Source organism: Microbacterium sp. USHLN272, assembly GCF_037149655.1.
Taxonomy (GTDB): Bacteria; Actinomycetota; Actinomycetes; order Actinomycetales; family Microbacteriaceae; genus Microbacterium; species Microbacterium galbinum.
Genome location: NZ_JBBCRA010000001.1, coordinates 812,570 through 837,992 on the forward strand (window position 1 = coordinate 812,570; position 25,423 = coordinate 837,992).

22 protein-coding genes and 1 tRNA gene are annotated in these 25,423 nt (G+C 69.3%); 9 read left to right on the plus strand and 14 right to left on the minus strand.

Annotation, left to right across the window (positions count from 1 at the left end; translation table 11 throughout):
• The first annotated feature begins 3 nt into the window (after nt 1-3).
• A complete protein-coding gene (epsC, locus tag WFJ97_RS04090; RefSeq protein ID WP_247622787.1) occupies nt 4-567 on the plus strand; it encodes a serine O-acetyltransferase EpsC in 564 nt (187 codons plus the stop codon).
• 6 nt (nt 568-573) lie between these two features.
• Here the strand turns inward: epsC and WFJ97_RS04095 are convergent, their stop codons facing one another.
• The 6 genes from WFJ97_RS04095 to lysA all read right to left on the minus strand — a co-directional run bounded on the left by WFJ97_RS04095 (nt 574) and on the right by lysA (nt 7,893).
• Entirely contained in the window at nt 574-993 is a 420-nt protein-coding gene (locus WFJ97_RS04095; RefSeq protein ID WP_336640550.1) for a hypothetical protein, read from the minus strand.
• Between the two features lie 32 nt (nt 994-1,025).
• Nucleotides 1,026-2,105: a peptide chain release factor 1 gene (prfA, locus tag WFJ97_RS04100; RefSeq protein ID WP_336640551.1), complete on the minus strand. Its 1,080-nt coding sequence runs from the start codon at nt 2,103-2,105 to the stop codon at nt 1,026-1,028.
• An 11-nt stretch (nt 2,106-2,116) separates the two neighbouring features.
• On the minus strand, nt 2,117-4,048 hold the full coding sequence (rho, locus tag WFJ97_RS04105) for a transcription termination factor Rho (protein WP_336640552.1): 1,932 nt from the start codon (nt 4,046-4,048) through the stop codon (nt 2,117-2,119).
• A gap of 168 nt (nt 4,049-4,216) precedes the next feature.
• Entirely contained in the window at nt 4,217-5,152 is a 936-nt protein-coding gene (thrB, locus tag WFJ97_RS04110) for a homoserine kinase (RefSeq protein WP_247622791.1), read from the minus strand.
• The gene (locus WFJ97_RS04115) at nt 5,149-6,453 is read right to left on the minus strand and encodes a homoserine dehydrogenase (RefSeq protein ID WP_247955967.1); all 1,305 of its coding nucleotides are present in this window, start codon (nt 6,451-6,453) and stop codon (nt 5,149-5,151) included. The genes thrB and WFJ97_RS04115 overlap by 4 nt, the downstream gene beginning before the upstream one ends.
• 21 nt (nt 6,454-6,474) lie before the next feature.
• Nucleotides 6,475-7,893 (minus strand): diaminopimelate decarboxylase, encoded by a 1,419-nt coding sequence (gene lysA / locus WFJ97_RS04120; protein ID WP_336640553.1) that lies wholly within the window; start codon nt 7,891-7,893, stop codon nt 6,475-6,477.
• A gap of 150 nt (nt 7,894-8,043) precedes the next feature.
• On the opposite strand from lysA, the gene WFJ97_RS04125 reads away from it, so the two are divergent.
• Complete coding sequence (locus tag WFJ97_RS04125) at nt 8,044-9,078, plus strand: YhjD/YihY/BrkB family envelope integrity protein (protein ID WP_336640554.1); 1,035 nt, start codon at nt 8,044-8,046, stop codon at nt 9,076-9,078.
• A 1-nt stretch (nt 9,079) separates the two neighbouring features.
• Here WFJ97_RS04125 and WFJ97_RS04130 read toward each other — a convergent pair whose 3' ends face one another.
• Together WFJ97_RS04130 and argS are read right to left on the minus strand one after the other, a co-directional pair.
• The gene (locus WFJ97_RS04130) at nt 9,080-9,940 is read right to left on the minus strand and encodes an LmeA family phospholipid-binding protein (protein WP_336640555.1); all 861 of its coding nucleotides are present in this window, start codon (nt 9,938-9,940) and stop codon (nt 9,080-9,082) included.
• A gap of 39 nt (nt 9,941-9,979) precedes the next feature.
• Nucleotides 9,980-11,644: an arginine--tRNA ligase gene (argS, locus tag WFJ97_RS04135; RefSeq protein ID WP_336640556.1), complete on the minus strand. Its 1,665-nt coding sequence runs from the start codon at nt 11,642-11,644 to the stop codon at nt 9,980-9,982.
• A 70-nt stretch (nt 11,645-11,714) separates the two neighbouring features.
• Between argS and WFJ97_RS04140 the strand changes: the two genes are divergently transcribed.
• Together WFJ97_RS04140 and WFJ97_RS04145 are read left to right on the plus strand one after the other, a co-directional pair.
• Nucleotides 11,715-12,521 (plus strand): SGNH/GDSL hydrolase family protein, encoded by an 807-nt coding sequence (locus WFJ97_RS04140; RefSeq protein ID WP_336640557.1) that lies wholly within the window; start codon nt 11,715-11,717, stop codon nt 12,519-12,521.
• Between the two features lie 16 nt (nt 12,522-12,537).
• Nucleotides 12,538-12,610, plus strand: a tRNA-Arg gene (locus WFJ97_RS04145).
• Between the two features lie 62 nt (nt 12,611-12,672).
• Here the strand turns inward: WFJ97_RS04145 and WFJ97_RS04150 are convergent.
• The gene (locus WFJ97_RS04150) at nt 12,673-14,604 is read right to left on the minus strand and encodes a heavy metal translocating P-type ATPase (protein WP_442928378.1); all 1,932 of its coding nucleotides are present in this window, start codon (nt 14,602-14,604) and stop codon (nt 12,673-12,675) included.
• Nucleotides 14,591-14,953, minus strand: a complete 363-nt coding sequence (gene cmtR, locus WFJ97_RS04155; protein ID WP_336640558.1) for a Cd(II)/Pb(II)-sensing metalloregulatory transcriptional regulator CmtR — start codon at nt 14,951-14,953, stop codon at nt 14,591-14,593. Before cmtR ends, WFJ97_RS04150 begins: the two co-directional genes overlap by 14 nt.
• 106 nt (nt 14,954-15,059) lie before the next feature.
• On the opposite strand from cmtR, the gene WFJ97_RS04160 reads away from it, so the two are divergent.
• Nucleotides 15,060-15,452 carry a VOC family protein gene (locus WFJ97_RS04160; RefSeq protein ID WP_336640559.1) on the plus strand — a complete coding sequence of 131 codons (393 nt, stop codon included), beginning with the start codon at nt 15,060-15,062 and terminating at the stop codon, nt 15,450-15,452.
• 31 nt (nt 15,453-15,483) lie between these two features.
• On the opposite strand, the gene WFJ97_RS04165 is transcribed toward WFJ97_RS04160, so the two are convergent.
• Both WFJ97_RS04165 and treS read right to left on the minus strand, forming a co-directional pair.
• On the minus strand, nt 15,484-16,944 hold the full coding sequence (locus tag WFJ97_RS04165) for a maltokinase N-terminal cap-like domain-containing protein (protein WP_336640560.1): 1,461 nt from the start codon (nt 16,942-16,944) through the stop codon (nt 15,484-15,486).
• Complete coding sequence (treS, locus tag WFJ97_RS04170; RefSeq protein ID WP_336640561.1) at nt 16,941-18,710, minus strand: maltose alpha-D-glucosyltransferase; 1,770 nt, start codon at nt 18,708-18,710, stop codon at nt 16,941-16,943. Before treS ends, WFJ97_RS04165 begins: the two co-directional genes overlap by 4 nt.
• Nucleotides 18,711-18,836: 126 nt before the next feature.
• On the opposite strand from treS, the gene WFJ97_RS04175 reads away from it, so the two are divergent.
• Nucleotides 18,837-19,262 (plus strand): GIY-YIG nuclease family protein, encoded by a 426-nt coding sequence (locus tag WFJ97_RS04175; RefSeq protein WP_336640562.1) that lies wholly within the window; start codon nt 18,837-18,839, stop codon nt 19,260-19,262.
• A 62-nt stretch (nt 19,263-19,324) separates the two neighbouring features.
• Here the strand turns inward: WFJ97_RS04175 and WFJ97_RS04180 are convergent, their stop codons facing one another.
• Nucleotides 19,325-19,705 carry an SHOCT domain-containing protein gene (locus WFJ97_RS04180; protein ID WP_336640563.1) on the minus strand — a complete coding sequence of 127 codons (381 nt, stop codon included), beginning with the start codon at nt 19,703-19,705 and terminating at the stop codon, nt 19,325-19,327.
• A 42-nt stretch (nt 19,706-19,747) separates the two neighbouring features.
• On the minus strand, nt 19,748-20,029 hold the full coding sequence (locus WFJ97_RS04185) for a hypothetical protein (protein ID WP_336640564.1): 282 nt from the start codon (nt 20,027-20,029) through the stop codon (nt 19,748-19,750).
• Nucleotides 20,030-20,164: 135 nt separating this feature from the next.
• Between WFJ97_RS04185 and WFJ97_RS04190 the strand changes: the two genes are divergently transcribed.
• From WFJ97_RS04190 to WFJ97_RS04200, 3 genes are all read left to right on the plus strand, one after another.
• Nucleotides 20,165-22,729 (plus strand): LuxR C-terminal-related transcriptional regulator, encoded by a 2,565-nt coding sequence (locus WFJ97_RS04190; RefSeq protein WP_336640565.1) that lies wholly within the window; start codon nt 20,165-20,167, stop codon nt 22,727-22,729.
• An 88-nt stretch (nt 22,730-22,817) separates the two neighbouring features.
• Nucleotides 22,818-23,957, plus strand: a complete 1,140-nt coding sequence (locus WFJ97_RS04195; protein WP_336640566.1) for an AI-2E family transporter — start codon at nt 22,818-22,820, stop codon at nt 23,955-23,957.
• Between the two features lie 175 nt (nt 23,958-24,132).
• The gene (locus tag WFJ97_RS04200) at nt 24,133-25,422 is read left to right on the plus strand and encodes a hypothetical protein (protein ID WP_336640567.1); all 1,290 of its coding nucleotides are present in this window, start codon (nt 24,133-24,135) and stop codon (nt 25,420-25,422) included.
• Nucleotide 25,423 lies beyond the last annotated feature (1 nt).

Sequence of the window (25,423 nt, forward strand, 5' to 3'; positions counted from 1 at the left end):
CGCATGATCGGTCGAATGCGCGAGGACATCGCCGCTGCCCGGCTCCGCGATCCCGCGGCCCGCAGCGCCGCGGAGGTCGCACTGCTGTACCCCGGACTCCATGCCATCTGGGCGCACCGCGTCTCGCATGCGCTGTGGCGACGGCGGCTGCGTTTCCTCGCACGCGCCAACTCGCAGCTCGCCCGCTGGTTCACGGGCATCGAGATCCATCCGGGGGCCCGGATCGGCCGCCGCTTCTTCATCGACCACGGCATGGGCGTCGTGATCGGCGAGACCTCGCAGATCGGCGACGACGTGATGCTCTACCACGGGGTCACGCTCGGCGGGCGCTCGCGCTCCACCGGCAAACGCCACCCCACACTCGGCGACGGTGTCGCCGTCGGAGCCGGAGCGAAGATCCTCGGACCCGTGACGATCGGGGCGCACTCCTTCGTCGGAGCGAACGCCGTCGTCACCCGGGATGCGCCCGCGGACAGCGTGCTCGTCGGCGTCCCGGCCAAGCCGCGTCAGCGCGCGGGCGGCGAAGACACGCGCGCGCTGCTCACCGTGCCTGACTACTCGATCTGAGTCCGGTCAGCGTGTGCGACGATCTCGCTTCTCGCGCGCGTCGCCGACTCGGCGCTTGAGGAAGATCAGCGGCAGCAGCACCGTGCCCAGCGCCGTGATGAGCCAGACGATCACCGCTCCGAGCAACCAGCCGGTGACATCGACGATGCGCAGACCGCCGATGGGCAGCAGCACGACGATGATCAACGCCACCAGGGTCGAGAAGATGCCGATTCCACCGAGCAGCACCGGCGCGTAGCGGTCGGCGATCTTGCTGATCCACGGCGAGAGGATGCTCTGCAGCAGCGCGAAGATCAGAATGCACAGAACGAAGCCCCACCACTTCGACCACTCGATCTGGAATCCGTCGAGCAGGAGATCGGCGACGATCAGCCCGAGCCCCGCGGACACGATGTAGATGAGGGTGCGGAAGAGGAATGTGATCACGCGCCGAGCCTAGCGCTCCGGGGGCGTGCGGATCAGGACTCGGTGCCGACGGCGGCGAGCCGGGCCTCTTCGTCGGTCGTGATCGCCGATTCGATGATCGGTCCGAGCGCGCCGTCCATCACCTGATCGAGGTTGTACGCCTTGAATCCCGTGCGGTGATCCGCGATGCGGTTCTCGGGGAAGTTGTAGGTGCGGATCCGCTCGGACCGGTCCATGCCGCGGATCTGCGACCGTCGAGCATCGGATGCCGCCGCATCGAGCTCCTCCTGCTGCTTCGCGAGCAGCCGCGCACGGAGCACGCGCATTCCCGCCTCGCGGTTCTGCAGCTGCGACTTCTCGTTCTGCATCGAGACGACGATGCCCGTCGGGACGTGCGTGATGCGCACCGCGGAGTCGGTCGTGTTGACCGACTGCCCGCCCGGCCCCGAAGAGCGGAAGACATCGATCTTGAGATCGTTCTGGTTGATCTCGATCTCGTCGGGCTCGTCGACCTCGGGGAAGACGAGCACACCGGTGGTCGAGGTGTGGATGCGTCCCTGCGACTCGGTCGCCGGCACGCGCTGCACGCGGTGCACACCACCCTCGTACTTGAGGTGCGCCCAGACGCCCTGCGCCGGGTCGGTGGAGGAGCCCTTGATCGCGACCTGGACGTCCTTGTAGCCACCGAGATCGGACTCGTTGCGCTCGAGCAGCTCGGTCTTCCAGCCCATCGACGCCGCGTACTGCACGTACATGCGCAGCAGATCGGCCGCGAAGAGCGCGCTCTCGGCGCCGCCCTCCCCCGCCTTGATCTCCATGATCAAGTCACGGGCGTCATCCGGGTCACGCGGGATGAGGAGTCGCCGGAGCTTCTCCTGCGCGGCCTGCAGTCCGGCCTCGAGTCCGGGGACCTCCGCCGCGAAGGCCTCGTCCTCACGAGCGAGCTCGCGCGCGGCATCCAGGTCGTCGGATGCCGCGACCCACGCCTCGTACGCGGCGACGATGCGCGACAGCTCGGCATAGCGGCGGTTCACACGCTTGGCACGCGCGGCGTCGGCGTGCACCGCCGGGTCGGAGAGTTCCTCCTGGACCCGGCGGTGCTCGTCGATCAGAGCCTGGACGGACTCGAACACGGACTCTCCGCTCAGCGGATGTTGTTGTCGTGCGAACCTGCGGGCAGGGTCGGGATCGACTTCTGCATCTGCACGAGGAACTCGACGTTCGACTGCGTCTCCTTGAGCTTTCCGAGCACGACCTCGAGGGCCTGCTGGGTGTCGAGGCCGGCGAGGGCGCGACGGAGCTTCCAGGTGATCTTGACCTCGTCGGAGGAGAGCAGCATCTCTTCACGGCGGGTGCTCGACGCGTTCACGTCGACGGCCGGGAAGATGCGCTTGTCGGCGAGCGAACGCGACAGGCGCAGCTCGCTGTTGCCGGTGCCCTTGAACTCCTCGAAGATGACCTCGTCCATCTTGGAGCCGGTCTCGACGAGAGCCGTGGCGAGGATCGTGAGGGACCCGCCGTTCTCGATGTTGCGTGCGGCACCGAAGAAGCGCTTGGGCGGGTAGAGCGCCGAGGCGTCGACGCCACCGGTGAGCACGCGGCCGGAAGCCGGAGCCGCCAGGTTGTACGCGCGGCCGAGACGGGTGATCGAGTCGAGCAGCACGACCACGTCGCGACCGAGCTCGACCAGGCGCTTCGCACGCTCGATGGCGAGCTCGGCGACCGTGGTGTGGTCCTCGGCCGGACGGTCGAACGTCGAGGCGATGACCTCGCCCTTGACCGTGCGCTCCATGTCGGTGACCTCTTCGGGGCGCTCGTCGACGAGCACGACCATGAGGTGGACCTCGGGGTTGTTCTGCGCGATCGCATTGGCGATCTGCTGCAGGACGATCGTCTTACCGGCCTTCGGCGGCGCGACGATCAGGCCGCGCTGGCCCTTGCCGATCGGCGCGACCAGGTCGATGATGCGCTGCGTGAGCTTCTCGGGCGCGGTCTCGAGGCGCAGGCGCTCCTGCGGGTACAGCGGCGTGAGCTTGCCGAACTCGACGCGCGTGGCGGCATCGTCGATCGACAGCCCGTTGATCGAGTCGACCTTGACCAGGGCGTTGTACTTCTGGCGCCCCTGCTGCTCGCCCTCGCGGGGCTGCTTGATCGAGCCGACGACCGCGTCGCCCTTGCGCAGGTTGTACTTCTTGACCTGCCCGAGCGAGACGTAGACGTCGCTGGGGCCGGCGAGGTAACCGGTCGTGCGGACGAAGGCGTAGTTGTCGAGCACGTCGAGGATGCCGGCGACCGGGATCAGGACGTCGTCCTCACCGATCTCGGTGTCGAACTCGTCGGTCTGCGCGTTGCCGCGGCGCTTGTTGCGCTGACGGTTGCGGCCGTTGCCGCCCTGCTCGTCGTCGCCGGCGGGCTGCGCCTGCTGCTCCTGCGCGGCACCGGTGCCGTTCTGGCCGCGTCCGCGGTTGCGGCTGCGGTTGCGGCTGCGGCCGCGACCGCTCTGCTCGTCTCCGCCGTCGCCACCCTCACCGGCGTTGTCCGCGGCGGGAGCGTTGTCGGAGGCAGCGGAATCGGCGGCAGGGGCGTCGGCGGCCGAAGCGTCGGACTCCGCCGTCTTCTTCGGGGCGCGGCGACCGCGTCCCGTGGTCTTGGGGGCCTGCTCGGCGGAAGCATCCGCAGCGCCGGCGTCAGCGGGCTTCTCCGTCGACTTCTCGTCGGAGGCCTGGGCGGGAGCCGCCTTCTCGGCAGCCTTCTCCGCAGCGGGCGTCTCGCCCGCGGACTCCGCGGCGGGGGCCTCGGCATCCGCCTTCTTGGCGCGGCTGCGGCGCGGCGCCTTGGCCTTCGGAGCGGCCTCGGCGCTGTCGCCTGCGGCATCTGCCTTGACCGGTGCCGCGTCGGCGGCCGGCGCGGCCTCTGCCGCCTTCTCGGCCTTCGCGGCGGCGGTCGCCGTCGTCGCACGTCGCGGTGCGCGCTTGCGGGCGGGTGCCGCCTCAGCGGATGCGTCGGTGCCGGCTGCTGCCGGGGCATCGACGACCGGGGCGGCCTGGTCGTTCTGGGTCTCGGAGAAGTTCTCCACGAGTACTCCCTCTATTTCTCGGGGGTAGTGAGCGGTCCACACGCGCAACGGGTGCTGCGCGCGTTCGCACGGGCTGACGCTCGGCGCCAGCCGGCCTGGGCACTTGTGCCATGAGGTTGGACGTGCGGGTCTTGCAAGAGTTGCAATGGGGCCAGATTCACGAAGACGTTACGTGGAGCCCTCCGCTCGATCCCCCACTGTACCACCACGCACATCGACGGCGAGCAGGAGGGATTCCCACGGAGTGTCGGTCACTCGCCCGGCCAGTTCGACCGCGTCCTGACGACTTCCCGGCCCGTCGGCGAGCACCAGCACACTGGGGCCGGCACCGGAGACCACGGCGGCGAAACCGGCGGCACGCAGGGCTTGCACCAGCCGCTGCGTCTCGGGCATCGCCTCGGCGCGGTAATCCTGGTGCAGCCGATCGGCGGTCGCGTCGAGGAGGAGCTCGGGGCTCTGCGTCAGCGCCGCGATCAACAGCGCCGAACGCGACACGTTGAACACGGCATCCGCAGTGGACACCTGCGGCGGCTGCAGAGAGCGCGCCTGCGACGTCGACATCGTGTACGCCGGCACGAGCACGAGGGGCGAGACGCCCCGGTGCACGAGGAGCTTCTTGTGCTGCGCACCGCGCTCGCTCATCCAGGCGATCGTCAGGCCGCCGAAGAGTGCGGGCGCGACGTTGTCGGGGTGCCCCTCGAGCTCGGTCGCGAGTCGCAGCAGATCGGAGTCGCCGATCTCGACGTCTCCGGCGAGGAGGCCCTTCGCGATCAGGACCCCGGCGACCACGGCCGCGCCGGAGGATCCCAGGCCGCGGCCGTGCGGCACGCCGTTCTCGGCGACGATCCGCAGCCCCGGCATCGGCCGGCCGGCATCGGCGTAGACGTGCTCGACCGTGCGGACGATCAGGTTCGACGCGTCGCGCGGGATCTCCTCGGCGCCCGAACCCGACACCTCGATGTCGAGTTCACCCGCCGGGAGCTCGGTGACGACGAGGGAGTCGTAGACGCTGAGCGCGAGGCCGAGGGTGTCGAATCCCGGCCCGAGGTTCGCGCTCGTGGCGGGAACGCGGACCTCGATCGTGCGCCCTTCCGCCACCGTCACTCGCCTTCCACGCGCAGCACCGACACGACGCGCTCGACGACCGAGCTGTCGGCGAGTGCCGCGACCGCGGCGCTGAGCGACTGCTCGGCTGCCCGGTGCGTGCCGATGATGAGTCGCGCGGTGGGCTCCTCGTCGCCCTCGACCGTCTGGACGATCGTGGCGACCGAGACGCCCCCGTCGCTCAGGATGCCGGCGACCGTGGCGAGCACACCCGGAGCGTCCGCGACCTCGAGGGTGACCTGGTATCGGGTCGTGACGTGCCCGATGGGCACGACCGGCAGGTTCGCCCGCGTCGACTCGCCGACGCCCACGCCGCCGGCGATGTGGCGGCGAGCGGCGGAGACGACGTCACCGAGCACGGCCGACGCGGTCTGCACTCCACCGGCGCCCGCGCCGTAGAACATCAGGGAACCGGCGGCCTCGGCCTCGACGAACACCGCGTTGTTGGCGCCGTGCACCGACGCCAGCGGGTGCGAGTGCGGTACCAGTGCCGGGTACACGCGCACCGAGATCGATTCGGTTCCGTCGACGTCGAGGCGCTCGCACACGGCGAGGAGCTTGATCACGAAGCCCGCGGCACGGGCCTCCTCGATCATCGAGGCGGTGACGGTGGTGATGCCCTCGCGGTAGACCGCGTCGAGCGGCACGGCGGTGTGGAAAGCCAGGCTCGCGAGGATCGCGGCCTTCTGCGCCGCGTCGTAGCCTTCGACGTCGGCCGTGGGGTCGGCCTCCGCGTATCCGAGACGCTGCGCGTCGGCGAGCACGTCGGCGAAGTCGGCGCCCTCGGTGTCCATGCGGTCGAGGATGTAGTTCGTCGTGCCGTTCACGATGCCCATGATGCGCACGATGCGGTCGCCGGCGAGTGAATCGCGCAGCGGGCGGATGATCGGGATGGCGCCGGCCGCAGCGGCCTCGTAGTGCACCGAGGCACCGACGCGGTCGGCGGCTTCGAAGAGCTCCGGGCCGTGCGTGGCGAGGAGTGCCTTGTTGGCCGTGACCACATCGGCGCCGGAGCCGATCGCCTGCAGGATGCTCGTGCGTGCGGGCTCGATGCCGCCCATGAGCTCGATCACGATGTCGGATCCGAGGATCAACGACTCGGCATCCGTGGTGAAGAGCTCGCGCGGAAGGTCGACGTCGCGCGGTGCATCGACGTCGCGCACGGCGATGCCGGCGAGCTCCAGCGAGGCGCCCGCGCGGTCGGCGAGCTCGTCGCCGTGGCGCAGCAGGAGGTCGGCGACCTGGGATCCGACCGCTCCGGCGCCGAGAAGCGCCACTCGAAGTCGTCGGTACTCAGCCATTGTTGCTCCTTCGGAAGTGGGTCATTTCTCTCCCTCGGGGGCGTTCGCCCCGTCGATGCCCGCGTCACGGGAGAGGAGATCGTCGATGGTCTCACCGCGGACGATGACCCTCGAGCGACCGTCGCGCACGGCGACGACCGGCGGACGCGGAACATGGTTGTAGTTGCTCGACAGCGAGACGCAGTACGCGCCCGTCGTCGGCACGGCGAGCAGGTCGCCCGGTACCAGATCGGAGGGCAGGTACTCGTGATCGACGACGATGTCGCCGGATTCGCAGTGCTTGCCGACCACGCGACTCAGCTGCGGGGCGCCGATCCCCACGCGCGAGGCGATGCGCGCGGAGTACTGCGCCCCGTAGAGCGCCGGGCGAGCGTTGTCGCTCATCCCGCCGTCGACGCTGATGTAGCGCCGGACGGCACCCGAGTCGATGGTGACGTCCTTGGTCGTGCCGACCTCGTAGAGCGTGACGCCCGCCGTTCCGACGATCGCGCGACCGGGCTCGAACGAGAGCGCGGGCACGGCGATGCCGCGCGCGGCGCAGCCCTCGGCGACGGCGGACACGATCTCACCGGCGAGGACGTCGATCGGAGTGGGGTCGTCGCTGCGGACGTAGGCGATGCCGAAGCCGCCGCCCAGGTTCATCTGCGGGACCGCGCCGCCCTCGAGCAGCGCCGCGTGCAGCTCGAGCACGCGCGAGGCGGACTCGCGGAACCCGGCGACGCCGAAGATCTGCGACCCGATGTGGCAGTGCAGACCCACGAAGTCGAGCCCGGGGATCTCTCGGATGCGAGCAACGGCGACCTCGGCATCCTCGAGCGGGAATCCGAACTTCTGGTCTTCGTGCGCGGTGGCGAGGAAGTCGTGGGTCTCGGCGTGCACGCCGCTGATCACGCGCACGAGCACACGCTGCACCGCGTCCACGCGGGCGGTGATCGCCGCGAGTCGCTCGATCTCGATCGCGCTGTCGACGATGATGCTGCCCACACCGACCTCGACCGCTCGTTCGAGCTCGCGCGTCGACTTGTTGTTGCCGTGGAAGCCGATGGATGCCGGGGCGACTCCCGCGGCCAGCGCGACCTCGAGCTCTCCCCCGGTGCACACGTCGACGCGGAGTCCCTCGTCGACCACCCAGCGCGCGACGGTGGCGCTGAGGAACGCCTTGCCGGCGTAGTACACCTGCGCGACCGTGCCGTGCTCCGACGCCGCCTGGTCGAAGGCCCGGCGGAACTCCCGTGCGCGCTGACGTACCTCGTCCTCGTCGAGCACCAGAAGGGGGGTGCCGTAGGTGCGGGCGAGGGTCGCGGCATCCACCCCGGCGAGGGTCAGGACGCCGTCGGCGTCTCGGGCGGCGCGCGAGGGCCAGACACCGGCCGCGAGATCATTCGCGTCATCGGGAACGGCGAGCCACTCGGGCGCGAGCGAATCGGCAGCGGGAAGCAAGGAACACCAATCGTGGAGCGGGACTCGGGCGGGAAGCGCACGACGAGACTGACCCCGATTCTAGGGCACGGCGCATGCCGCCCTAGCCATGGTGACGCCCGTCCCGCAACCCCTGTGACGGCGGCCGGCGCTCACTCGTAGGGTGAGAACGTGGAAGCCCCGTCGACGTCCGAAGCCCCTGCCCGCCCCGGGCCGATCCCGCGTGCCATCGCAGCCGTCACGCGCTGGGCGCTCCAGCGCAAGCCCGTGCGGGCCTTCCTTCTCTACAGCGAGCGCCGCGGCCCGATGCTCGCCGACAGCGTCACCTACCGCGCCCTGTTCAGCGTGTTCGCCGGCGTGCTCCTGGGATTCTCCATCGCCGCACTGTGGCTCGCCGGGAACCCGCAGGCCTGGAACGCGATCATCGACGCCGTGCAATCCGTCGTGCCCGGCCTGATCGGCGAGGACGGAGTCATCGATCCGGCCGATCTCCGCGAACCGATCTCGTTCTCGCTGGCGGGTGCGGTGTCGGCGATCGCCCTGATCGGCGCCGCCCTGGGTGCCGTGGGGTCGCTCCGCACCGCCGTTCGTGTGATCTCGGGCACCGCGCAGAGCGACGTCCTGTTCATCTGGGTGATCCTGCGCAACCTCTCCCTGGCGATCGGCATCGGGGCGGCGTTCATCGCGGCGGCATTCCTCTCCATCGTCGGACGGATCGGCGTCGGTTGGGTGAGCGATCTGCTCGGGATCCCCACCGACTCCGCGCTGGCGACCTGGGGCGTGCGGATCCTCTCGCTGGCGATCGTCTTCGCATTGAACACCGCTCTGCTCATCGCCGTGTTCCTCGTGCTCTCCGGGGTCCGCCCGTCGGCGCGGTCCCTCTGGAGCGGTGCCCTTCTCGGCGCCGTCGGCCTCCTGGTGCTCCAGGAGCTCTCCTCGCTCTTCGTCGGCGGCGCGACCAGCAATCCTCTGCTGGCCTCGTTCGCGTCGCTGCTCGCCCTCCTGATCTGGCTCAACCTGTCGGCGCAGGTCATGCTCATCTCGTGCGCCTACATCGTCACGGGCGAGGAGGAGCGGCAGGACCGGGTGCGCGCTCGTTTCGGCGCGACCACTTTCCCGCAGCGTCGTGTGCAGCGGGCCGAGATCGATGTGAAGATCGCGACCGACGAACTGCGCGCCGCTCAGGAAGCCGCCCGCGACGCCTGACTCACCCGGCCGGGCAGGTGCCCTTCTCGAGCAGGCTCTCGTCGGTGACGATGGCTCCGTCGACGTCGATGTCGATCACGGCCACGGATCCGTCGATCTCCAGCCCGGTGAGCGTGAGGCCAGCCGGGAGCTGATCGGCGATGCAGATCCGCTGCGGCTGGGTGAGATCCGCGCCGATGGACCCCAGGTTCGATCCGACCTGCGAGGCGTCGATCTCGATCCCGCCGACGCTCAACGACACCGGCGTCAGTTCGAGGTCGCCCTCGAGCGCTCCGGGCGTGAGGGTGAGCGAGATCGGGACGGCGAGGCCCAGAACGGTGATCGACCCGCTGACGGTGGCGTTCGGTTCGTCGAGGGCGACCGTGTCGACCGGCAGGTCGGTGGTCGCCAGCAGGGAGGTGAACTGATCCTCGTCGATGCGGATCGTGCCCGATGCGCCCGCGAGATCGCCGCCGCGCAGCGGCACCCCCGTCGCGGTCACGTCGACCGCACCGGTGATCCCCTCGAGGGTGACCGCGTCGGTCGACAGGTGCAGGCTGTCGAGACGTCCGCCGATCAGCTGCGGCAGCAGGATGCCCTCGGCGTCGACGTCGAGCTGCTGATCGGCGGGGAGGTCGAGCTGGTCGATGACGAGCGAGCGCACGACTCCCGGAAGGATCGCCCGCGCGACGAACTCCGCCGCGACCACGAGTCCCGCGAGCACGACGACGACGATGAGCACCACCCACGGCCAGCGTCGGCGACGACGCTGCGGAGCGCTCGCGACGCCGTCGTCGGTCCCGGTCCCGGCGCCCGGGAGGACGAGCGTCGGATGCTCGGCATCCGGCTCCGGGTACGGCAGCGTGCGGTTGTCTTCGCTCATGGGGTCATCCTGCCCTACCTCGGTGGTGCGGACGGGGGGTTACATGCGCTCCGGTGCGGAGACGCCCAGGAGGTCGAGCCCGTTGCGGAAGACCTGTCCGGCGGCGTCGTTGAGCCACAGACGCGTGCGGTGCACGCTCTCGATCGGGTCGTCGCCCTGCGGGATCACGCGGCAGTTGTCGTACCAGCGGTGGTAGAGGCCCGCGAGCTCCTCGAGGTAGCGGGCGACGCGGTGCGGCTCGCGCACCTCGGCGGCGAACGCCACGATGCGCGGGAACTCCTGGAGCGCGCCGAGCAGCGCCGCCTCGGACTCGTGCGTCAGCGTCTCGGGGGCGAACTCGGAGCGGTCGACGCCCGAGTCGTTCGCGTTGCGGCTGACGTTGTGCGTGCGGGCGTGCGCGTACTGCACGTAGAAGACGGGGTTGTCGTTCGTGCGCTTCTGCAGCAGTTCGGGGTCGAGATCGAGCGGTGAGTCCGCGGGCGAGCGCTCGAGCGAATACCGCAGGGCGTCGGCGCCGAGCCACTCGAGCAGGTCGTCCATCTCGATGATGTTGCCGGCGCGCTTGCTGAGGCGGGCGCCGTTGATCGACACCATCTGCCCGATGAGCACCTGGACGTTGCGCTCCGGATCCTCGCCCGCCGCACCGGCGACCGCCTTGAGGCGGTGCACGTACCCGTGGTGGTCGGCGCCGAGGAGGTAGATCTTGTTCTCGAATCCGCGGTCGCCCTTGTTGAGGTAGTAGGCGGCATCCGCGGCGAAGTAGGTGTACTCGCCGTTCGAGCGGCGGATCACCCGATCCTTGTCGTCGCCGAAGTCGGTGGTGCGCACCCAGACGGCGCCGTCCTCGTCGAAGACGTGGCCCTGCTCGCGCAGGCGCTCGACCGCCTGGTCGATCAGGCTCGTGCCCGACGCGTCCTTGGCGTGCAGGGTGCGCTCCGAGAACCACACGTCGAACGGCACGTTGAAGCGGTCGAGCGAGCTCTTGATCTCGGCGAGCTGGTACTCGTATCCGAGGTCGCCGGCGACCGCGAGCTGCTCCTCGTCGGAGAGGTCGAGCAGATCCGGGCGCGCCTCGAGGATGCGACCTGCGAGCGCCGTGATGTACTCCCCCGGGTATCCGCCCTCGGGGGTCGGCTCGCCCTTCGCGGCGGCGACCAGCGACGATGCGAAGCGGTCCATCTGCGCGCCGGCGTCGTTGATGTAGTACTCCCGCACGGCGTGCGCGCCGCTGGCGAGGAGCAGGCGGACGATCGCGTCACCGAGCGCCGCCCAGCGCGTGTGGGCGATGTGCAGCGGTCCGGTCGGGTTCGCCGAGACGAACTCGACGTTCACGCTCACGCCCTGCTGCGAGGTGTTCGTGCCGTAGGCGACGCCCGCGTCGACGATCGTCTTCGCCAGCGCGCCCGCTGCAGCGGCCTCGAGACGGATGTTGATGAATCCGGGGCCCGCGACCTCGGCGGTGGCGATGCCGTCGACCGAGACCAGACCGTCGGCGATCTGCTGCGCGAGCTCGCGCGGGTTCGTGCCGAACGGCTTGGCGAGGCGCATCGCGATGTTCGAGGCCCAGTCGCCGTGGTCGCGGTTGCGCGGGCGCTCCAGGACGATGTCGGATGCCGAGAGCCCGAGGGGCTCGCCGGGGCGTCGCTCGTCCGCGATCGGAGCGAGGACTGCGAGGAGGGCTTCGGCGAGCGTTTCAGGATTCATAGACCACCAAGTTTACGGCTCGGGACGGTGTCGAATTTGCGCAGACCGATCTGTGACTTACCCTCATGCCATGACCGTCGCTCCCGCCCGCCGCCGACTGCGTTTCGCCGGCGTCGCCGCCGTGCTCGCCGTCGCCGTCGTCGCGGGCGTCCTCGGCGTCTGGCGCCCCTGGGCACCGTTCCCCTCGACCGCCCCCGTCGGCGCCGCGGAAGGCGAGCCCGCCGCCGCGATCGCACCGGCTCCGCTCGTCCTGCCGGAGCACCCGACCGTGCTCGTCTTCGGCGACTCCTGGACGTACGGCTCGGCCGCCACCGTCCCGACCGAGGGATACGCGTATCTCCTCGCCGATCTGCTCGACGGCGAGACGATCGTGAAGGGTGTGCGCGGCAGCGGTTATCTCAAGCCCGGACTCGACGGCCCCGCCTTCGGCGAGCGCATCGGGGCGCTCGATCCCGCACTGTCTCCCGACCTCGTGATCCTGCAGGGCTCGATCAACGACCGCGAGCAGGGCGAGGCCGGATACCGCGAGGCCGTGAACGCGGCCTGGAATGCGATGGCGGCGAAGTACCCCGAGGCGACGATCGTCATCCTCGGACCCGCCCCGCACGAGCTCCCCGTCGGTGCCGGCACCGCACGCATCGACGCCGACCTCGCGGATCTCGCCGCCGCCCGCGGCTGGTGGTACGTCTCCCCCGTCGCCGAGGACTGGATCACCGATCAGAACTACCTCGAGGTCATCGACGTCGAGGTGGGGCGCAAGCATCCGTCCTCCGCCGGGCACCGCTACCTCGCCGAACGCGTCGTCGCCGCGCTCGATGCGCTCAGCGGCGCGCCGGTCACGATCGCCGGCGAGTCGGAGACCACCCCCGAGCAGTGATATCGTCGTTCGGTACGCCTCCGTAGCTCAGTGGATAGAGCGCCGGTTTCCGGTACCGTAGGTCGCAGGTTCGACTCCTGTCGGGGGCACGTATACGCGAAGAAGGACCGTCCGTGAGGGCGGTCCTTCTTCGCGTTTCCGGGTGATGCGATCAGCGGGGCACGGATGCCGTCCGCCGGGCGGCCCGCACCCCGTTGAGGATGACGACGACTTCGGCGATCTCGTGCACGAGCACGACGCCGGCGAGGCCGAGCACTCCGAACAGGGCCAACGGGAACAGCACCACGATGATCGCCAGGGCGAGGCCGATGTTGACGGTCATGATTCGGCGCCCGCGGCGCGCGTGGGCGAGGGCTGCGGGTAGGAGGCGGAGGTCGTGGCCGGTGAACGCGATGTCGGCGGATTCGACGGCCGCCGCCGAACCGCCCGCTCCCATCGCTATGCCGACGGTCGCGGTCGCGAGCGCCGGAGCGTCGTTGATGCCGTCACCGACCATCGCCGTCGGCCCCTCGGCGAGGAGGGCGGTGATGGCGGCCGCCTTGTCCGCGGGGAGCTGCTCCGCACGGACGTCGCTCACTCCCGCGCGGGCGGCGAGCGCGCGGGCGGTGCGCTCGTTGTCGCCCGTGAGCATGATGGCGCGAACGCCCTGCTCCTCGAGCAACGAGATGGTCCCCGCCGCCTCGGGGCGCAGCTCATCGCGTACACCGACGACCCCCGCGATCCGTGCATCGACCTCGACCGCGACCACGGTCATCCCGTCGTCCGCCATCTCTTCGGCGGCGCCCCCGAGGTCGCCCAGTTCGGGGAGCCACCGCACACTTCCGACGCGGACGCGAGTGGCCCCGACCCGACCCGCCACACCGTGGCCCGCATCCTCGACGACCTCGGTCGCCGCGGGAGCGTCCGCCGCCGCGCGTGCGATCGCGGCCGCGAGCGGGTGTGTGCTCGTCCTCTCGAGCGCGGCGGCGAGTGCGAGGATCTCCTCGCGCGTGCGGCCGGGGGCCGCGGCGACGGCGACCACCTCGGGCTCGTTGCGGGTGAGCGTGCCGGTCTTGTCGAATGCGATCGTGCGGATGGTTCCGAACCGCTCGAACGCCTCGCCCGAGGTGATGACGACGCCGAACTTCGATGCCGAGCCGATGGCGCTGATGACGGTCACGGGAACGGCGATGGCGAGAGCACAGGGGGATGCGGCCACGAGAACGACGAGGGCGCGCTCGACCCACAGACCGGGGTCCCCGACCACGAACCCGAACCCGACGATCAGCGCGGCGACGATGAGCACCACCGGCACGAGCGGGCGGGCGATCCGGTCGGCCAGGCGCGCACGCTCGCCTTTGCGGGCGTGCGCCTGCTCGACGAGCTCGACGATCCGGGTGAGGGAGTTGTCCCGTCCGTCGGCCGTCGCCTCGATGCGGAGCGTCGCCGATCCGTTCACCGAGCCCGCCGGCACCGCCTCCCCCGGACCGACCGCGACCGGGATCGACTCGCCCGTCACGGCGGACGTGTCGATGCTCGAGCGTCCTTCCACGACCACGCCATCGGTCGCGATCCGCTCCCCCGCCCCGACGAGGAGGACGTCGAGCTCTCGCACCTCCGTGGCGGGAATGCTCGTGTCGCCGCTCAGCCTCGACACGCGCACCGTCTCGGGGATGAGCGAGAGAAGAGCGCGGAGGCCCTCCTTCGCTCGGTCCATCGCGCGATCCTCCAGCGCCTCGGCGAGGGAGAACAGGAAAGCCAATGCCGCTGCCTCTCCCACGTGACCGAGAGCCACCGCTCCGATCGCCGCGATGGTCATCAGCAGCCCGACGCCGAGGCGCCCCCGCGCCAGGCGGCGAAGCGCTCCGGGCACGAAGGTGTACGCGCCGGCGAGGAGGGCGACCCCCTGCAGCACGAGGGCCGGGATGAGGAACCCGCTCCACTCGAGCACGTAGCCGACGAGCATCATCACGCCGGCGATGACGGACGGCAGCAGCGCGCTATCACGCCAGAGCGACGGACGCACCTCATGCTCGGCATCCGTGTGCCCGACCGCCCCTGCCGCTGCGATCACCGGACCGCAGCACGCATCACAGTTCGACATCGGCGGGTGAACAGCACAGCGGCACGTCGCAGTTCTCGTCGGTGCACGGTTCGCCGTCGTCTACCGCGAGCACGGTGTTCACCAGAAGGGTGATCGCCTTCGTCACGTGGGGGTCGGCGATCTCATAGCGGGTCTGCCGCCCCTCCGGCGTCGCGACCACGATCCCGCATCCCCGCAGGCACGACAGGTGATTCGAGACGCTCGTGCGCGAGAGGGCGAGCGTCTCCGAGAGGCGCGCAGGGTACGCGGGGCCGTCGAGAAGCTGCAGGAGGATCCGCGAACGCGTGGGATCGGCCATGGCGCGGCCGAGACGGTTCATCACATCGATCCGGGAGGCAATGGTCAGCATGCGGTGACTATACAGCGAATGATGAATAGTCGACGATCGGCGAGGCGTCGCTCCATCCCGGACTCCGCCTCTGGACACGCCCCCGCGACGAGCGCATGCTGATTCCATGACCGCTTTCCAGATCACGCATCCGTTCAGCGGGTTCAGCGTCGACTCGATCGACGCGGCCCGCGCCTTCTACGGCGACACCCTCGGCCTGGACGTCACGACCAACGCGATGGGGTTCCTCGACATCCGGCTGCCCGACGGAGGGTCGATCCTCGTGTACGCCAAACCCGATCACACACCGGCCAGCTTCACGATCCTCAATTTCCCCGTCGACGACGTCGAGGCCGCGGTCGACGATCTGAACGCCCGGGGCGTGGTCACGAAGATCTACGACGACGAGATGGGCACCGACGCCAAGGGGATCATGCGCGGCGGACCCGATCGCGGGCCGGACATCGCCTGGTTCAGAGATCCGGCTGGCAACGTGCTCTCGGTACTCTCGGCATCCTGATCCACCGGAGCAGACCCACTGAACCGCGTCGTCAGACCACGTCGGCGAGCGCGGCGAGCGGGATCGCGATCCACGCGGGGCGGTTGCGCTTCTCGTAGACGGCCTCGTACACGGCCTTGTCGGCGACGTATGCGTCGAGCAGCGTGCGGTTGTCGGCGAGGATCTGCTCCTCCTCCCCCGGCGCCGCGGCATCCGCCCCGACCGACTCGGTACGGCAGAGCGCGCCGACGTAGGCGTCGAGGAAATGCCCCCGCGCCCGACGCGCCCACTCACGAGCGAGATCGGCGCGCAGATCGTCTTCGGCATCCGGATCGGCCCCCTCCTCCGTCGCCTGAGTGAGGGCCACCGTGCCGGGCACGTAGTCGAAGGAGCGCAGCATCCCGGCGACATCGCGCCAGGGTGAATCGGGGAGCGAGCGCTCCGCGAACGGGCGCCCCGGCTCGCCCTCGAAGTCGACGATGCGCCACCCGTGCGCGGTGCGGAGGGTCTGCCCCAGGTGAAGGTCGCCGTGCACGCGCTGCACGTCGAGCCGGCCGAGCGCGGCCACCGTCGCGTACATCGCCCGAAGGCGCTCGGCGTACGGTGCGAGTTCCGGCACGACACCGAGTGCATGGTCGAGGCGATCCTCCAACGCACGCGCCAGGGCCTGCGCGGCGGCCGCATCACGCGTCTCCGAGGGGAACCGTCCGCGCAACGCCGCGTGCACCTCGGCGACCGCAGTTCCGAGGCGCGCGGCCTCGCCGGCGAAGTCCGCCCCCGACTCCTCGACGCTCTGCGACGGGTTGGCGAGCAGGGATCGCACGCTCCCGGTCGCCAGTTCGAAACCGTCGGAAGCGGTGCGCAGGAACTCCTGCATCATCGCCAGCTGCACGGTCTCGCCGTCGACATCGGCCTCGACCCAGCCGTAGAGCGCGGCGACGTGCTCCGAGTGCTGCCGGGTGAGTTCCCGATGGATCTCGATGTCGGGATTCGCGCCCGGGGTCACCTTGCGGAACACCTTCATGATCGCGACGTCGTCGAAGCGGATCGACGAGTTGGACTGCTCGCCGCTCAGCGGGGATGCCCGCAGCCCCGGGTCGAGCGGATCGGTTCCCGGCACGCGATGGAAACGGAGTCCTCCCCGGTCGAACGTCGCGCTGTGCTCCGCCGCCACGAGCCCGTCGAGCCAGAGCGCCATGGCGTAACGATCGTGCACGGCGTCGTAGACGTGCCGGATGCGCCCCTCGTCCTCCGCCGCCCCGATGAACGCGTGGGCGATCGCCTCCTGCGGCTCGTCGTAGATCGACAGGGGTACCTGATAGGTCTCGTGACCCGCCTCGCCGTCGGAGTAGTCGACGGTCACGAGGAAGACCGCCACCCGCACGCCCTGATCCGGGCCCTCGAGGTCAGCGATCCGCCGAACCCGCGAGACGCGGAACGGTCGGCTCTTGCCGGCGAACCAGCGGGTGCGTACGAGATAGTCCTCCAGGACTCCCGGAGCGACGACGTTCACAGCATCCCCCGTTCATCCGCATCGTCGGCGGGTTCCTGCAGCTGGAACCAGAAGAACCCGTGTCCGCCGAGCGTCAGCAGATACGGCAGCTCGCCGACGCGGGGGAAGGGCACGCCGCCGACCAGCTCGACCGGCACCATCCCCTCGAAGCGACGGAGGTCGAGTTCGACCGGCTGCGGGAACTGCGACAGGTTGTTGACGCAGAGGATGACGTCGACGGTGCCGTCGTCATTGGTGTGCTCGCGCGTGTACGACAGCACGGCGGGGTTCGATCCCCCGAGGTCGTTGAAGCTGCCGAGCCCGAAGGCCGGGTGCTTCTTGCGGGCGTGGATCATCAGCCGCGTCCAGTGCAGCAGCGATGACCGGTCCTCCTGCTGAGCTTCGACGTTCACCGCGAGGTACCCGTACACGGGATCCTGCACGATCGGACGGGAGAGCCGTCCGGGGTTGGCGGTCGAGAAGCCCGCGTTGCGATCCGAGGTCCACTGCATCGGAGTGCGCACGCCGTCGCGATCGCCGAGCCAGATGTTGTCCCCCATCCCGATCTCGTCGCCGTAGTACAGCACCGGCGATCCGGGCAGCGACAGCAGGAGTCCCGTGAACAGCTCGATGCGATCGATGTCGTTGTCGAGGAGCGGCGCGAGGCGACGGCGGATGCCGATGTTGGCCTTCATCCGGGGATCCTGCGCGTATTCGCTCCACATGTAGTCGCGGTCCTCGTCGGTCACCATTTCGAGCGTGAGCTCGTCGTGGTTGCGGAGGAAGATCCCCCACTGGCATCCGGAGGGGATCGAGGGCGTCTCGGCGAGGATCTCGCTGATCGGGTACCGGGACTCCCGTCGGACCGCCATGAAGATCCGCGGCATCACCGGGAAGTGGAAGCACATGTGGCACTCGTCGCCGCCGACCTCGGGGTCGCCGAAGTAGTCGACGACGTCGGCCGGCCACTGGTTCGCCTCGGCGAGCAGCACCCGACCGGGGTACTCGTCGTCGACGATCCGCCGCACCTTCTTGAGGAAGTCATGGGTCTCGGGCAGGTTCTCGCCGTTGGTGCCCGGGCGCTCGTAGAGATACGGGACGGCGTCGAGGCGGAATCCGTCCAGCCCCATGTCGAGCCAGAACCGCATGGCGTCGATCATCGCCTCGTGCACCTTCGGATTGTCGAAGTTGAGGTCGGGCTGGTGGGAGAAGAAGCGGTGCCAGAAGTACTGCTGGCGCACCGGGTCCCAGGTCCAGTTGCTGGGTTCGGTGTCGACGAAGATGATCCGCGCGTCCTCGTAGAGATCGTCGGTGTCGCTCCACACGTAGAAGTCTCCGAAGGGCCCGTCGGGATCGTTCCGGCTCGCCTGGAACCACGGATGCTCGTCACTGGTGTGGTTCATGACGAAGTCGATGATCACCCGCATGTCGCGCGCATGGGCGGCGTCGAGGAACTCTTGGAAGTCAGCCGTGGTGCCGAGGTCGGATTGGATGCCCGTGTAGTCGGCGACGTCGTACCCGCCGTCTCTCAGCGGGGAGGGGAAGAACGGCGGGATCCAGAGGCAGTCCACCCCGAGCCACTGCAGGTAGTCGAGCTTGTCGATCAGTCCGCGGAAGTCACCCGACCCGTCGCCGTCGCCGTCCTTGAACGAGCGGACGAGGACCTCGTAGAACACCGCGGTCTTGAACCACTCGGGCGCGGGACTGCCCGGGGTGTCGGGGAACGGCTCCTGGGTGAGGATGGGGATGGATGCCGTGGGCGGTGCCGATTCTGCAGCAGAGCTCATGCGGTTCTCCCAGTGCGGACCATGCGCCCAACCTGTCACATGAGCGGGCCCACGCGTCACCCCTTGCGCCCGCGGACGGGAAAGGTGTAACCGGGGACTGTCGGTACCCCTGCCTATCGTGGATCCATGCCGACACCGCGTACTCTTCCGGGGCCGTGCCACCTCTGCGGCAGCGTCTCCGGGACCCGCACCGGCGGTGCGTGGGAGTGCGCAACGTGCGGATGGCGCTACGGCGATGTGCCCGACGCCGACCTGCCGCGTCCTCGCATCGACGTCGTGTACTACCTCCGGTACGACCGACGGGTGAAGATCGGCACGAGCATGCGCCCGCGGCAGCGGCTCGCGAGCATCCGCCATGATGAACTCCTCGCATTCGAGCGCGGCGGCCGCACGGTGGAGCGGCGACGGCATCTCGAATTCGCCGAAGCGCGCGAGGGGGGCGAGTGGTTCACGCTGACGGCGCCGTTGCGCGCGCATATCGCCGGGCTGTCGTCCGGCGGTTCTCCCTGGGAGCTCTACGCCCGCTGGCTGAGCGAGGCGCTGCGCCCGTGACCGCACTGCGAGCATTCACCACGGCATCGCCGAAGGCGGAGCAGCTCGGCTGACGCGTGGGTTCAGCGGGCGAGAGCCTTCGCCTTCAACGACTCGTACTCCCCCGGAGTGATCGCCCCGGAGTCGAGCAGCGTCTTCGCCTTGGCGATGTCGTCGGCGGGCGATGCCGTTCCCGCGGTCTCTCGGATGTAGGCGGTCTGCGCCTCACGCAGCTGCCCGATCTGCTCGGCCCGACGTTCGGCCATGCCCTGTCCTCGGACGATCAAGTACACGAGCGCGGTGAGGAACGGCAGGAAGACCAGGAAGATGATCCAGACCGCTTTGAGCCACCCGTTGAGGGAGTGATCGCGGAAAATGTCGCCGATGATCGTGAAAACGACCATCAGGTACGAGATGAAGACGAAGGACCAGAAGAACCAGCCGATGAGATCCCAGATGTTCATAGTGCTTCCTTTGTTCAGGACACGAACGTGCCAGGACCGAAGCTAGTGAGCGAGCCGCCCGTCGGCGTCACCCTGCTCGGGTGACTCGTCGGGGTGATCAGCCGGATGTTCCGGCTCGCGTTCCTCGACCGGATTCACCGAGATCACCTCGATGTGGAGGTCATCGAACGCCCCCAGGAGCGCCAGCAGTCGCGGCTGGTCGACCACCGGTCCGATGATGCTCGCGACCCCGCCCTCCCGGTTCACGACGACGAACCCGTCGAGTGCCTCCGCGATGTCCGGGCTCAGCCGGCCGCGGACGATCACCTCGAACGTCTGAACCATTCCGGCCTCGCTACCTCGCCGACATCGCGGCGTCTCTCCGACGGGGGTCCCCCTCATGATCGGCGTGCGTCGAGCATCCGTCCTCACCCCCTCTGGATGATCTCGTCGCGTACTGGGATACTGGCCGGGATCGCGATGACCGTCCTCCCCCTTGTGCCGGTTCACGCCGTCGACCGCCCGCGTCTGCGCGGCCGGCTCGACGCGGCCCTCAGCGCGCCGGTGAGCACTCTCGTGGCCCCGGTGGGATCGGGTAAGACCGTGCTGCTGTCGCAGTGGGCGATGTCCCGCCCGGACGTGAGATTCATCTGGCTCGAACTGCACGCATCCGACAACGACCCCCAGCACTTCATCGATCGTCTGCTCGACGGATTCCGGGGGCACACCGATGCGCCTCACGACCTGGGCACTCCGCACGCCCTGAGCGACAGGACGATCGGTCGACCCGCACTCGACGCGCTGTCGGCCGTCTTCCGCGAGCATGCGGGCACTGCCGTCGTGATCGATGACGCGCATGCGATCACGAACTCGGCACTCCTCGCCGATCTCTGGTGGCTGGCCGACCATCTGCCCCCTCAGAGCCATATCGTGCTCTCGTCGCGGGTGGACCTCGGCTTCGCCTGGAGTCGGCACCGGCTACGCCACTCGCTCATCGAACTCCGGCAGGCCGACCTCGCACTGGACGCGGCGAGCGCGGGCACGTTGCTCGAGCGCATCGTGGGAACGCGCGTGAGCGAAGCGACCCTCTCGGCCGTCATGGACAGGACAGAGGGATGGGCAGCCGGAGTGCAGCTGACCGCCTTGGGCCTGCGCGACCAAGCCGACCCGGAACGGTTCGCCCGTAACCTCCGCGGAACGGATCGCCTCATCTCCGACTACCTCGGCGAACAGGCGCTGGCCCAGCAACCTCCCGATCGTCGGGACCTCCTGCTGCGGTTGTCCGTCTTCGATCGAATGTCGGCCGACCTCATCGAGGCCGTGCTGCACATCGACGATGCCGCCGAACTGTTCGAGGAACTGCAGCACGACTCGATGTTCCTCATCGCACTCGACGATCAACAGGAGTGGTTCCGATTCCATCGCCTGTTCCGCGATCTCCTGCACTACAGATTTCGTGCACGACACGGCGCCGACGAGAGCCGACTGCTGATCGCGGCCGCGGATTGGCACCTGCGTGACGGAGACCTCGACTCCGCCATGGACTATCTCCTGCGCGCTCATGAATGGGATCGCGCACTCGACCTGATCCTCGCCAGCGGCCGCGACGTGTTCGAACGGAGCCGCACGCTCTCTGTGAGCAGGTGGTTGGACGCCGTTCCTGCCGAAAAGCGTGCGACGCGACCGGATGCCGAGATCCTGCGGGGAATCGTGCTGGGCATGAGCGGTGACGCGGTACGGGGAGAGGACGTGCTCCGCGGTCAGGCCACACGTGATGACCTCACGTCAGCCCAATCGGCCGTGGTCAACGCCTATATCGCCGCGCGTGTGCAGTTCCGCTCCGAGCCCGAGATCGCCCTGCGCGCAGCGAAGACCTCGCTCGAACACCTCACACGAGATCCGTCATTGCATCCGCCCGATCTCCTCGGGCTGACGCATCCGTCGTTCCTGCACACTCTCGCGCGGACGTCCGGCGGCCGAGCCCATTTCCTCGCCGGCGACTTCGTGCGAGCGCGCCGCTGGTTCGACGATGCGCTCGCGGGCCCGGCATCGTCGTACTCGCCCTACCGCGTTCATCTCCTCGGGTCGATCGCACTGCTCGACGCTTGGTGCGGCCGCATCACCGCCGCAACGGCCCTCGCGCAGGAGGCACTCGAATTGGCGGCGGACGCACAGCTGCTCGCACACCCCGCGCCCGCCGATGCCTATCTCGCCGCCGCTCTGGCAGCCGTCGAAAGAGGCGAACCGCGCAACGCCGCCCTGAACCTGCACGAGGGCATCGTCCGCGCCGAAGCCAACCGTCGGTCGCAGCTGCTGTGGATCGGGCATCTCCTCCGTGCGTCGATCGATCCCGACGATCCGACCAACGCACGGCCGCAGTGCCCCGGCGGTCCGCCACCCATCGTCGATCTCGCGCTGCGCGCGGAAGCGGCGCGCATGACGCGCGGACGGGGAGCGCAGACGTTCGACGGCGGGCCGACCGCGGCGTGGTCACCCGTCGTCGCCGAGCGGGTCGCCGGCGCGCTCGCCGACCATCGACCGGACCTCGCGCGGCGGCGCCTCCAGATGTCTACACCCACCCACGATGCACTCCCCCGCGAGAGCGTGGAGCGTCTCGTGCTCGGCGGATGGCTCGCGTCCGTGGAGGGAGATCCGACGCTCTCGACCCGTCTGCTCTCCGAAGCGCTGTCGGCCGCGGAACCGCATGACCTCGTCGCGGTGTTCCCGCGCATCGGCCCGGAGGCGGTGCGTCTGGTCGCCGAGCTGCCCGGGGTGCCGTCGCCGTTCCGCGCCACCGTCATCCGGTGCGCGCACGAGATGCGACAGCCGCGCGCGGCATCGCCGCAACTGGCCGAGCAACTCACCGATCGTGAGCTCGAGATCCTCGCCTACCTGCCCTCGCGGATGACGAACACCGAACTGGCGGCGCGATGCTTCGTCTCGGTGAACACCATCAAGACGCACACCGCCCACATCTACCGCAAGCTCGACGTCGCCAACCGCAACGGTGCCGTCGCCAAGGCCCAGGAGCTCGGCTTCCTCTGACTCGCCCGGACGCACGCCTCGAGGCCCCGCCTTCAAATCGCCCGCAAAGGATGACGCGGCCGAAGAACCCGGGTCGCAGAGTGTCACCATGAGCGACGCGACAACGCCCGCACCCGACGCCGCCGACCCGGCGGTGCCCGTGCCGGCGCCGTTCCCGCAGCTCGCCCGTCGGCGCAGCATCCTCACCTCGGTGGACCACCCGTTCGGGCTGGGCTTCGCGCTCGTGCTCGGCGGCCTCGCTGCATTCGTCCTCGGCCTCGCCCTCACGTCGCTGTCGACGATCCTCATCTACATCGCACTCGCGATCTTCATCGCACTCGGCCTCGACCCGGTCGTGAAGCGACTCGAAGGGCACGGCATGTCCCGGCCCCGCGCGATCGCCATCGTGTTCGGCATCTTCCTCGTCATCCTCGTGGTCGTCATCGTCTTCATCGTGCCGCCTGCGCTCCGGCAGGTGGCCGAGTTCGTCCGTTCGGTGCCGGCCGGCATCACGCAGCTGCAGAACTCCGACTGGTATCGCGGGTTCGAAGCGCAGATCGGCGACGTGGTCGGAACCGCCCTCGACCAGCTCTCGACCTTCCTCGCCGACCCCGGAAACCTCCTCGCCGTGGGTGGCGGGGTGCTCGCGGTCGGTTTCGGAGTCGGAAATGCGATCTCGGGGATGCTCATCGTCATCGTGCTGACCCTGTACTTCCTCGCGTCCCTCACCGCCTTCCAGACCAGCTTCTACCGCCTCGCACCGGCACGCGACCGGCCGACCGTCGCCGAACTCACGGAGAAGATCACGGACTCCGTCGGCGCCTATCTGATCGGCATGGTGATCCTCGCCGCGTGCAACGCCGCGTTCGCCACCCTCCTGCATCTGGTGCTCGGGCTGCCGTTCCCGGCGTTCATGGGACTCGCCGCGTTCCTCATCACGCTGATCCCCCTGGTCGGTCCCGTCCTCTACTGGATCATCGCCTCCGTGGTCGCCCTGTTCACGAACCCTGTCATCGCTCTGATCTTCGCGGTGCTCTACCTGATCTACATGCAGTTCGAGGCGTATCTGCTCACACCCCGAATCATGAACAAGGCCATCGCCGTACCGGGGGCGCTCGTCATCATCGGTGCCCTCGTGGGCGGAACCCTCCTCGGGTTGCTCGGTGCTCTGGTGTCGATCCCGGTGACCGCGGCGATCCTGCTGATCATCAAGCAGCTCGTGATTCCCCGACAAGACGCGAAGACCTGAGCATGGAGACCCCATTAGCACCCCGACCATCGAAGACCTGCAACACCGGCTGGCCGCCCTCGAGGCGGAGAACTCGGTTCTGCGAGACAGCCTTCCTCGCGGGGGCGGTACCGGTCCGGCGGCTCCCCGAGAGAGGCGGCATGGATGGTCGTGGGGGCGCACCCTCCTCGCCACCGTGCTGATCCTTCTGGGAGCACTCCTCGCTCCCGTCGCCGTCGTCGCCGCCTGGGCGAACGTGCAGCTGACCGACACCGACCGATTCGTGCAGAGCTTCGGTCCCCTCGCCGACGACCCCGCGGTGCAGGCCCTCGTCACGACGCAGGTCATCGACGTCATCGACGATCAGGTGGACATCCCGGCTCTCACGTCCGATGTGATCGACGGGATCATCGATCTCGGCACCGGCGACAGGGCCACGCGAGCACTCGAGTTACTGAAGGGACCAGCCGCCGAAGGCGTGCAGTCGCTCGTGGCGACGATGGTCAGCCGGTTCATCGAATCGGATGCATTCGCCGATGTCTGGGCATCGGCACTGCGTGTGAGCCACTCGCAGGTGACGGGCGCCCTCCGCAATGATGCGAGCGTCGCGATCGAACTCGGATCCGGCGGCACGATCGGCATCCAACTCGCTCCCATCATCGATCAGGTCAAGGAGGTGCTGCTGGCACAGGGGGTCGGCTTCGTCTCGGCGATCCCCAGCGTCGATCGGACGATCGTCGTCGCGACATCCGATGCCCTCCCCACCGTGCAGCTCGCGTACGGCCTCGCCGTCGCGTCCGGACTGTGGCTGCCGTGGATCGCCATCGTTCTCCTCGTCGCGGGGGCTCTGGTCGCCCGCCGCCGGTGGAGCGCAGCGATCGTCGCGGCGCTGGCGCTCGCCACGTCGATGCTGATCCTCCTCGCGGGCTTCGCGATCGGAAGGATCTTCTTCGACGGAGCCCTGCGCGCGGGTCCGGTCTCGCCCGATGCGGGCGGCGTCATGTACGAAACAGTGGCCGGGCCCATGCGTGACACCGCTGTGGCCGTGCTCGTCCTCGCGGTCGCCGTCGCCGCGGTCACGTGGTTCGGGGGGCCGTTCGACGTTCCGCGTCGTCTCCGCGCCGCCCCGCAGGGCGGAGCCGCCCGCGTGCGCGGCGGGATGGAGCGGTACGGGGTGACGACGGGGCGCGTGGGGGTTTGGATGCACGCGCACCACGCATTTCTGCGCTTCCTCGTTGCGGCGATCGGTGCCGCCGTCGTCCTGCTGGTGAGGCCTCTGTCCCCAGGGCTCGTCATGTGGACCGTAGCCCTCGCCGCGCTCGTCGTCATCGTCCTGGAGATCGCGGAGCGGCCTCCAGGCGGCCCCGCCCCGACCACCGACGATGGCATTCCAGACGACGATGCTTCAGCGGACAGCGCTTCATCGCGCGTCGTGTCGACGGACACTCCTCCCGCCGACGATCGCGCCACCGGGGCCGAGGTCTGAC